This window comes from Bradyrhizobium iriomotense (assembly GCF_030160715.1).
In the GTDB taxonomy this organism is placed as follows: Bacteria; Pseudomonadota; Alphaproteobacteria; order Rhizobiales; family Xanthobacteraceae; genus Bradyrhizobium; species Bradyrhizobium iriomotense.
The window spans coordinates 66,610-76,417 of record NZ_BSOW01000039.1 but is presented as its reverse complement, the minus strand read 5'-3'; the positions used below and the strand labels follow the sequence as shown (position 1 = coordinate 76,417).

The window sequence follows — 9,808 nt, the reverse complement described above, 5'->3', positions numbered from 1 at the left end:
ACGTCGCGTTCGATCGCCTGATCGGAGAACAAGGCCCGGTATTGGCCAAGCCCAAGTCCTTCAAGCCATTCGCCGAGGTCCAGACTTTGCATCAGACCGATGTCCCAAGACCCTGATACTCTAGCGCATTTGCCTGCTCTTCCTAGGTGTCTATGTAGACGCGTAGACCGCTTCGGGGTCACCTAGCACAGCTATGCGCCCCTCCGGCACTGCGCACGCCACGTGGCGAATCGCCGAAGCGAGCCCGGAACAGTCGATTGAAATGCGAAACATCCGAAAATCCGACCTCTAGCGCGATGTCGGAAATTCGCTGAATGCTAGTGTGGGGCACTGTTAGCTGCTTGAGCGCCCGTTGGAGACGCAACTCATTCACGCGTCCAGTGAATGACGTTTCCGATGACGCGAGCAGGCGCTGCAGATAACGAGGTGAAATGCCCTGACAACGGGCTACTATCTCGAGGCTAAGCCCTGGGTCCTGAAAATGCGCCGCGATGTAGTCGAGGACAGCGCGGTGGCGCGCGGCTACAACCGCGCTGGCACTGCTCTCGCCCAGGGGAGCGCGCTCGCCGATTGCGAGCGCCACGAGATCATGGATGTGGGCCACGACCGCATCACGCAGCTTGGGGGCGGCTAGAGCGCCCTCCTTAGATGCCGACTTCAGATAAGCCATGAGAAGTCGGAGCGCCTCGGTTCGGCGGGAAATCGGCCGCATAGCGAGGCTTTCGACATCCGTCACGCGCTGCGTAAGCGCCTCGCGCGGCACCGCTAGACCGATCAGCAATCCTTCGACGTAGGAGACACTGGCGGCTTCCGAATGCAGAATTGCGATTGCATCGCCGGCGCGAAGCTCGATTTCGTGGCCGCGTTGCGACAGCTGACTTCTGCTAGGAGAGCAGACGATGAAGCCGATCGAGTCATCGCCATCAGCAATGCTCGCTTGCGAGCGTTTGAAACGCATGGAGGAGCCCTTCAGGGCGAGCATGCGCAAGCCGCGGACCGCTTGCAGCGTCGCGTCGGCCTGAAACGGAGCGTTCGATAGAGGCTCGATATCGACGTGGACTATGCCTTGCCCAAAGTGCTCACGCCACAGCGGGATACGCATCCGCGCCGGAAGCCCACGCGTCAAGAATCGATACGATACGAACTCGGCTGCGTCCGTAGACATGGGGACCTCCAGCCTTAATAAGGAGCTCAGGATAAAGACTCCAACAGACCGCTGTCGGTATCGGTAGTTTGCAGTTCGCGCACCGACATTCTCTTAAGCCATGCGCAGAAGTCCAAGACGCTCCAGCACGTACCTGCTAGTCTCATTCACCTGAGATCGACATTGATGTGAACTGGCTCACGTGGCGGCCAGAAAATTAGGCCTTTGGTAATTACGAACGTTGTGACGCCAAAATTCTCCTTGAAGAGGAGGTGGCCGTGATGGCTCTATTTCAAGTTGCTGCCATCGGGCCGTTTCCAAATATCGCTGGGAGCTGCAATCGCAAGTCCAGCTTTACTCGTTGTTCGCGGTTGATCGAACTCAAGATCCGCGGTGCAGACTGTTCTGCAGCACTTCGACGTCCTCTGATACCGATTCGTGTCGTACTTGGCCGCGAATGGTCATCAGATTTCGTCGGACACAAACTCCCTCCGGCACCGTTCATTTTCCGCCGCGGGTAAAATGGCCGAAATCTATCGCGCGCGAGTCAACGGTGATGATCAAGCGAGGGTTCGATCATGTCCACCATATTCGACCTGCTTTACCGCGAGTACTGCCGCACCTGCCTCGCCGAAATGCGAAAGCAGCTTCTGATCCCGGTTGCCAACGACCAAATCCTGGAAGCGCCTTACGATGACGGCGATCCTTCCGAACCCGCTGATCACAGTAGCGGCTGGGGCGACGGAGCGGCGACGAAAGAAGCGACAAGCATCAGGTAGCTGGGACTCATAACCGCATCCGCTTGGTCGGACCCCGCTCCGCAGAGTCCCGGAGCACCCGAGCGCCTCATCGACCTATGTCCGACCGAGGGCGCACGCGCACGCCGGACAGGTCAACAGATGCACGATCGAACTCACACCTCGAAGCCAGTAATCGGCGAGACTCCGCCGGCGTTTAAGCGGTCTGGCCGCGACCTGCGCATCGATGCCTGCCGCGGGATCGCGCTGTGGTGGATCTTTCTTGACCATGTTCCCAACAACATCGGAAGCTGGCTGACGCTGCGCAACTACGGCTTCAGCGATGCCGCCGAAGTATTCATGTTCATCTCGGGCGTGACCTGCGCGCTGGCCTACGGCAGCGCACGACAGCGCGAGGGCTGGAGCGGCACGATCGCTCGTTCGGTGCGGCGGGGATGGGACATCTATGCCGCATTTCTGCTTCTCACACTCGCTTGCACCATCTTGGTCTACCTCGCGGGCCCCGATCACCTAGCCGACGAGAGCAATACGCGGATTCTGTTCGAACATCCGGGCGCGACGCTCGCACACGCTGCAATCCTGCAATATCGTCCTGTCAACACCGATGTCTTGCCGATTTTTGTGATTTATCACGTTTTATTCACCCCGCTGCTGTGGCTGCTGCTGCGAGCACCAAACGTGACGCTTGGCTTTTCGCTGTCGCTTTATGCGCTCGTGCACCTCTTCGGCTGGAGCGTGCCAGCCTGGCCCGACAACGTCTGGTTCTTCAATCCACTGGCTTGGCAGCTTCTGATCGTGCTGGGCGCGTGGTGCGCGATCGAGGGGGAGAGATTCCGGCCGTGGGTGACGTCGCGCACGGCGCTTATCCTTGCCGCTCTCTATCTGGTTTTCAGTCTGATCATCGCTTTGAGTTGGAGCATCAAGCCGCTGGAGCCGCTGGTCCCCCGAACTTTGACGAACCTCCTTTTCCCGCCGAACAAATCGAATCTGAGTCCGTTGCGGCTGTTGCATTTTATGGCCCTTGCAATTGTGACGCTATGGTTCGTTCCTCCGGATTGGCGAGGGCTATCGACGCCGGCGATGCGCTGTGCGAGGTGCTGTGGCGAGAATTCGCTGCCAATCTATTGCCTCGGCGTGCTCCTGGCGCTTGCCAGCCATCTGCCGCTGCTCTCGGAGTTGCTTGCGATGCAGATCCTGCTCAGTCTTGCTGGAATCCTGGTGATGATCGTCGTCGCGACGCTGCTGAACTCGATCAGCATCAAACGCGCGCAGCAGCCGACCGAGCAGGTTGCATCAAGAATAGGATTGCCGTGAGAATAATCCCCAAACTCGCAGATGGGCCTCGTCCTGCCGGCGGCGCCCGAATCGGGTCAAAAGCAGCGATCAAGACAAGCGCCCGGGAATACTCGGATCACGCTATGCTCGTCAGGCTCGGAATAGTAGGCGCCCGTATCTTCCATGAACGCGCGCGACCTCGGGCGGAGTTCAGGCGTCGATCACCATTGCTCCTGCGACGGTTACCGCTAGCGCTTCGCCCGCATTGCGGCGGCAAATGTTCTGCCCTCATTCAACCATACATCGAGCGGCAGGTCGTTGAGCCGCTTCACCAGCACCATCTTGGTGCCAGACAGCCGCTGGTCATCGAATTCGAAATACCAATAGCCTTTGCCTTTGGCCCGGTACAACTTCAGGCAGGGGTCTCCGATCAGGTGGACGACCGTCTCAGTGGTGAACATCGTCAATTATTGCTTCGTTCGATGACTCGGACGGCCGCGTCATAGGTGGTCGTGATGTTGCCGCTTGCGGGCCCATGTAATGATTTCAAGTTGGAGGTTGACCGTCTGCCCTTCGAACCGCATGAGATCAACACCGGAAGCCATCTCGACATCGAAGACGCTGCCGGATTGAGCGACTACCTGGCGTCTTCCGACTTGAACCAAGCAGTTGGAAATGGTTGCCGTAGCCCGCAGGCTGCACGATCCCAGCAGTCAGTGATCTAGCAAGAATCCGGCGCAAAGCTCTTGGGAATCTTCGCCATTTAATTGTTGTTTCGCGCCAGTCGGTAGCAGATGCGCGTCAGACATGATCCAATCGGGGTCTGGTATGCGCCGCGGGGAAAAGACAAGTGTCGGTAACCGGTACCAGTACCTGATCGGACTCAATCCTGGGTGACCGGGGGGCGGGACGCATCCACCTCACCCGCCCCACTTGCCGCTGAACCGACGGAATCCAGTGGTGCGCTGATAGCCTAGTCTTGTGTACGATCACCCCTGAGTTGGTCGGGCGATCTTCGCGCAGTAGCTGCACTCCAGTCGATATGCCGCACGAGCCCCAGGATCGTACGGGTAACGGGGGTTGCTACGCCACGCTCGTCTGCACGGCGGACCACCGCGCCGCATATCGCCTCGATCTCGGTGGGTCTACCTGCGATCACATCCTGAAGCATAGAAGGTTTATGATGGATATGGTGTGCGAACGCATCGGCCAGCATCTCTTCCACATGCTGCCGTTCAAGGGCAAAGCCGCAAGCGATCGCCGTAGTACAAACCTCCGAGACAATCCGAAAAGCCAACGCCCGCGTTTCCGCGTGCGCACCGATTTGACCCACCGCTGACCCGGTGATTGCGCACAGGCCGTTCAATGCAGCGTTGAACGCGACTTTTTCCCAGATCGCCGCTTCGGCATGTGGATCGATTACCGCATTGAGCCCGCTGCGCGCGAAGAGACCGGGTAAGAGGTCCAGCGTCGGCGAGGCTGGTTCGCCTGCCGCCGTGAGCCGAGCAACGCCGCGACCGTGAGATTCGACTCTACCGGGCCCCTTGACATCGGCGGGGTAAGTTGTGATGCCGATCAGCACATTTCGAGGATCGGCGAACTCCGTGAGAACAAGCTTGTTATCGAGCCCGTTTTGGAGGCTCAGTAACGCCGTGTTTGGGCCGATCGAACTACGTAGCGCAGTTAATGCCTGTTTAGTGTGCATCGCCTTCGTGAAGACGATGACGAGATCGTAGACCGCATTCACCTCGGAGGGAAATAGAACCGGGACGTGAATGCGGCGTTCGCCTGCATCAAGGCCATGCTTGCGGATCGATTCGACATGAGCGACGTCGAGGTCGATTAGGGTAACATCTGCTCCGCCCTCGAAGAGACTGCCCCCGAATAAGGATCCCATCGCACCGGCTCCGAGAACCGCGACACGGAATGATCGGTTGCTCTGGTCGGACATCGTTCCTCTTCCCGGTATTGTTCAGCTCTAGCTGGCGTGGATCATTGTGGCGCAGAAAAGCTCGCTTCAACCTGTGGCGCGGCGGCGCCACTTCCAGACTCATGCACCGCAAGAAGCTCTATTCGATCACTTCGTCGGCACGGCTAATCAGCGCAGTAGGAAGAGCAAGGCCAAGCGCATTGGCGGTTTTGAGGTTGACGGCGAACTCGAATTTTACCGGTTGCTCGATCGGAAGATCGCTTGCCTTCGTTCCCTTCAAAATCCGGGCGATGTAAGCGGCGGCTTGCCGGTACATGTCGGGAAAGCTCGGGCCATAGGAGAGCAATCCGCCATCCCTGACATAGCCCGATGCTTCCCAGATAGAAGGCAGCCGATGCTGAATGGCCAGCTCACACAAATGCCGGTGATGAAAATTGAGTACGGCAGAGGCCATTGCCGCTACGCCGTTAGCGCCCTGATCGACCGCTTCGGCGAAAATGGCATCAAACCGCGCGGGGTCGGCCGCCTCGAAGATCATCGTCTCGATTCCCAACGCAAGCGCGCCGGATTGCACATCGGCGACAACTGCTGCCGAAGAAGACGCGCTGGGGTCATGCAGCACTGCCACGCGCTTCAGCGGCGCATAAGCTTCCTTTAGGAGTTCGAGCCGCTTGCTCTCCAGATGCGAATTCGCCATCGACAGACCAGTCAGGTTCTTGCCTGGATGCGCCAGACTCTCGACCGCGCCGTCACCAACTGGATCGCCATAGATGGCGAACACGATCGGGGTTTTCACGCGTGCCGCCATCAGCGCATGCACCGCCTGTCCGCCGGCGGTGATGATCACGTCGAGATCGTGCTGCGCCAGCTCGTCCGCCAGCGTTTGCAGGCGATCCAGCCGGCCTTCCGCCCAAAAATAGTCGATCGCGATATTGCGACCCTCGACCAGCCCATTATCGACGAGACCGCGCCTGAACTGCTCGATTTGCCGCGGATCAATCGTGGAGGGGCTGGTCGCACCGAGATAGGCAATGCGCGCCAACTTGTTCGGGCCCTGCCCGCGGGATGGGCCGGGCAACGAAGCCAGGAAGCTTCCGATCAGCGAGATAAATTCGCGCCGTCGCAATTTTCCCTCCTGGAGCTGCGCCAGGTGCAATGCGCCAAGCTAGCATCTAACGTCTGAGCGACAAGCAGAAAAAAGGGGGCGGCAGTAACCGGACCGAACCGGGCCGCACTCAATCCCGGCTGACGGGCGGGCGGGATGCCCCGACCTGCTTGCGACTTGGCGGCGGTGCTGGAGGCTCGTCGGTCAGGTCATGATGGCCTGGGGTCACTCGCGCGGCAGGTGAATCTCGATGTCAGGCGCCCCTATGAGCGCGGCCTCGCTCCGGCGCCGATCGGGAATCGGGATCTCGGTTCTGACCAGACCGCGGCGCGATCTCCTCTCGCGGCATGCTGGCGATGCGATGGGTGCGCCGGGTCGCATCGTTGACGCGCTGAATCAACGGCTTGCCCCGCCCGAGAACTGCTGGCGTGCCTCGCGGGTCGCTTAAGATTGGTCATCAATTTCCTAGGCGGACGCTTGGCAGAGTCCGCTATCCTCCGATAGCGACTAGATTCCGCCGCGCAGCGAAATGACGCGATGAGCCATTGAGCCGACATTCACATTGATGCTATTCCGTTCGCCAGTGCTCGTTGATCTGATGCCATGTACCGTCTGCGCGTATCGAGGCAATTCCAGCGTTTAGACGCGCGAGCAGTTCAGCTCGCTTACCTTTTGTCACGGCAACTGCGAACGGCAGCTCCAGAAACATGTGAGGTGAACTAAGAACCTGGCCTGGATAGAGCGCATCAGCAATGCGCGAACCCACATGATAGCTCAGCGCCGCGGCAGCAGCCTCACCACGAACGAGACGGCCGAGGCTTTCTTCGTAATCTGTGGTGACCACCAACTTTATTGCTGGCGCTGTCTTCTGAATGAAGGGCGCGACTGGGCCGGTCCGCGGCGTTACCACGACCTTGTCAGCCAGCGCGGCGAGTTTTTCGGGAGGGACATCAGAGGCACGCACAAACAGAGAGGCGCCCGAGACAACCAATACGTCGCTGAAATCAAATAATTGCAGACGTTCCGGCGTGATCGAGAGAGGAAAGTATGCGTCAGCACGGCCGTCCGCCAAAGTGAGCTGTCTCTGCTCGAAGGATACGGGCACGAATTTCACATCAATGCCGGCCCGCGCGACAACAGCGCGAAAAATATCCACCGCCAGTCCTTCTGATCTGCCGTTCTTGAGCTCGGCAAACGGTGGAAAGCCACTATCGTGAGCAACCCGGACAGGTTCATCGGTCATTTTGGCATCCTAACACGGGCGAGGTCGGAAATGGGTCAATCGCAGAACTCACTCTGAGCAAATCTCGTCCGCTATGGACCATTGAACGGACCTCAATGATATCTGTCGACAATTCGCTGATGGGCCATAACCGGAAAATTCCCGTGATTGGCGCCTTTGCGGTTTTAGCTCCCGGGGAGGCCCTATCGGCGAGGCGATCCACGGGCCCGCAATAGGGTGTATAAAGAGCGTCGGAGACCAGGGCCATGGCTACGTCGGGGCAGGACCGCATCGAACGCCGGCTTGCTGCCATACTGGCAGCCGACGTGGCTGGCTACAGCCGGCTGACCGGCGTGGACGAAGAGGGCACGCACGTCCGGCTTCAGGCCCATCTGCGCGCTCTTGTCGATCCCAAGGTTGCCGAACATCGTGGCCGGGTCGTCAAGAACACCGGAGACGGGATGTTGGCCGAATTTGGCAGCGTAGTGGACGCAATGCGCTGCGCACTTGATGTCCAGCGCGGGATGGCCGAGCGCAATGCCGGGGTACCGGATGAGAAGCGCATCGAGTTCCGCATCGGCATCAATGTCGGCGACATCATTATCGATCGAGGTGACATTTTCGGCGACGGCGTGAATGTGGCGGCGCGTCTGGAGGGATTGGCGAAGCCAGGTGGCATTTGCATCTCCGATGACGCGCACCGGCAGGTTCGGGGCAAATTCGATGTGACCTTCGATGATGTAGGCGAACGTCAACTCAAGAACATCGCACGGCCAGTGAGTGTCTTCCAAGTTGCTCTTGATGGTGCGCGACTTACCAAGCCAATCTTGCAGCCGCACAATGCGGCGTCGGCCGTGCATCGCGCCTGGTGGAGCGCGCGCGTCACGGCGATGGGAGCTGCGGTCGTACTGATTTCCGCCGGTGTCGGCGCAGCATTATACTTCCACCTCGGCCGTGCCCCCGTACAGCTGTCAGACCAGCTGGCAAAGCCGTCTGAGCGCTTCTCGATCGTCGTGCTGCCCTTTGCCAACCTATCGGGCGATGCGAATCAAGACTATCTGGCTGACGTCATCAGCGACGAGCTAACCACCGGGCTCTCGCGTTTTCGGGACAGTTTCGTGATCTCCCGATCAACTGCTTTCACTTACAAGGGCAAGCCAATCAACGTGCAGCAGATCGGCAAGGATCTCGGTGTGCGCTATGCGCTAGAAGGCAGCGTTCAGCCGAGTGGCGACCGGGTGCGCGTGAGTGCCCATCTCATCGATACCGGGAGCAATGCGCATCTCTGGGCTGATCAGTTTGACGAGAACCGTTCCGATCTCTTGCAGATGCAAGATACCATTGTTAACCGCATCGCGCTTGCGGTCGGTGTGAAGCTGTTCACAGACAAAGCGCAGATGGCACAAACTCGCGCTGCCAATCCCAATGCGGAGGACCTCGCTTGGCGCTGCTACGCAACCTTAATGCGCGTGTCTTGGACGCCGGAACGCGATTCCGGCTACCGACTGTGCGAGCAAGCGCTGCAGATCGACCCTGAGAACATTCGGGCACTGTCGTTGCTGTCAGTCAAGTTCAGCCAACGCTCTGCCTTTTTTGCGGGCCACGATCGTGAGGCTGATATTCGCCGCGCGGACGAACTTGCCTCCTTAGCCATAAAGATCGACCCGGACTTCTCCCTGGCTCGCTCGGCCAAAGGCGATGTTCTACTGTTAGCCGGACGCTATCGTGACGCGATTGATTCTTATCAGCGCGCCCAGATGTTAGTCCCCGGCGCCCTTCAGCCTGGATTGGCCTTGGCCTACGTTTTTGTCGGTGAGCCGGATCAGGCCATCGCCTATGCCGACAAGGCGCTGCGGCTCAGTCCGCGCGGTCCCACTTCCATATGGCCATCATTTTATCTCGCTAAGGCCCTCGCATTCGGCATGTTGCAGGACTATGAGGAGGCGCTTTTATGGATTGACCGAGCTGAAACTGCTGCTCCAGATATTCTACTCATGGGATTTGTGCGGTCTGGGCTGCTTGCCCTGGCGGGCCAAGAGGACGAGGCGCGCGCAACAATGCTACGCTATTTGGCGAACGACAAAGCCCCTATCCGGACCATGTCTCAATGGCAGGCTTGGTTGTTGGGAAAACCGTTGCCGTCCTATAGTCCGCTTCCCCTTGCGCGTCTTCTCTTATGGAAGAAGAAATTCGACGATGGCCTCCGCAAAGCGGGGCTGCCGGAGTGATCAAGGCGGTTGCCCACGCGGATTGGGTGATCCAGAGGGCGGTTCACCGCATGTCTCTTATGGGTCAAAATGCGAAGAACTCAACGTGAGCAAATGCGGTCGGCTATGCCCCGTTGAACGGACCTCAATGAGGCGTGTCGCCACTT

Annotated in this window: 8 protein-coding genes; 3 read left to right on the top strand and 5 right to left on the bottom strand. The window is 59.0% G+C overall.

Annotated elements, in window-relative coordinates:
* Positions 1–178 precede the first annotated feature (178 nt).
* On the bottom strand, positions 179–1,165 hold the full coding sequence (locus QQL28_RS38480) for a helix-turn-helix domain-containing protein (protein WP_284274050.1): 987 nt from the start codon (positions 1,163–1,165) through the stop codon (positions 179–181).
* Positions 1,166–1,722: 557 nt separating this feature from the next.
* Between QQL28_RS38480 and QQL28_RS38475 the strand changes: the two genes are divergently transcribed.
* Positions 1,723–1,923, top strand: coding sequence for a hypothetical protein (locus QQL28_RS38475; RefSeq protein WP_284274048.1), 201 nt, complete (start codon positions 1,723–1,725; stop codon positions 1,921–1,923).
* Between the two features lie 120 nt (positions 1,924–2,043).
* Positions 2,044–3,216 (top strand): OpgC family protein, encoded by a 1,173-nt coding sequence (locus QQL28_RS38470; protein ID WP_284274046.1) that lies wholly within the window; start codon positions 2,044–2,046, stop codon positions 3,214–3,216.
* Between the two features lie 209 nt (positions 3,217–3,425).
* On the opposite strand, the gene QQL28_RS38465 is transcribed toward QQL28_RS38470, so the two are convergent.
* From QQL28_RS38465 to QQL28_RS38450, 4 genes are all read right to left on the bottom strand, one after another.
* On the bottom strand, positions 3,426–3,644 hold the full coding sequence (locus QQL28_RS38465; protein WP_284274044.1) for a hypothetical protein: 219 nt from the start codon (positions 3,642–3,644) through the stop codon (positions 3,426–3,428).
* Positions 3,645–4,150: 506 nt separating this feature from the next.
* Positions 4,151–5,128, bottom strand: a complete 978-nt coding sequence (locus tag QQL28_RS38460) for a ketopantoate reductase family protein (RefSeq protein ID WP_284274042.1) — start codon at positions 5,126–5,128, stop codon at positions 4,151–4,153.
* A 118-nt stretch (positions 5,129–5,246) separates the two neighbouring features.
* Positions 5,247–6,233 (bottom strand): ABC transporter substrate-binding protein, encoded by a 987-nt coding sequence (locus QQL28_RS38455; protein ID WP_284274040.1) that lies wholly within the window; start codon positions 6,231–6,233, stop codon positions 5,247–5,249.
* A gap of 547 nt (positions 6,234–6,780) precedes the next feature.
* A complete protein-coding gene (locus tag QQL28_RS38450) occupies positions 6,781–7,455 on the bottom strand; it encodes a substrate-binding periplasmic protein (protein WP_284274038.1) in 675 nt (224 codons plus the stop codon).
* 245 nt (positions 7,456–7,700) lie between these two features.
* Here QQL28_RS38450 and QQL28_RS38445 point away from each other — a divergent pair, with 245 nt between their 5' ends.
* Positions 7,701–9,662 carry an adenylate/guanylate cyclase domain-containing protein gene (locus QQL28_RS38445; protein ID WP_284274037.1) on the top strand — a complete coding sequence of 654 codons (1,962 nt, stop codon included), beginning with the start codon at positions 7,701–7,703 and terminating at the stop codon, positions 9,660–9,662.
* Positions 9,663–9,808: the final 146 nt, after the last annotated feature.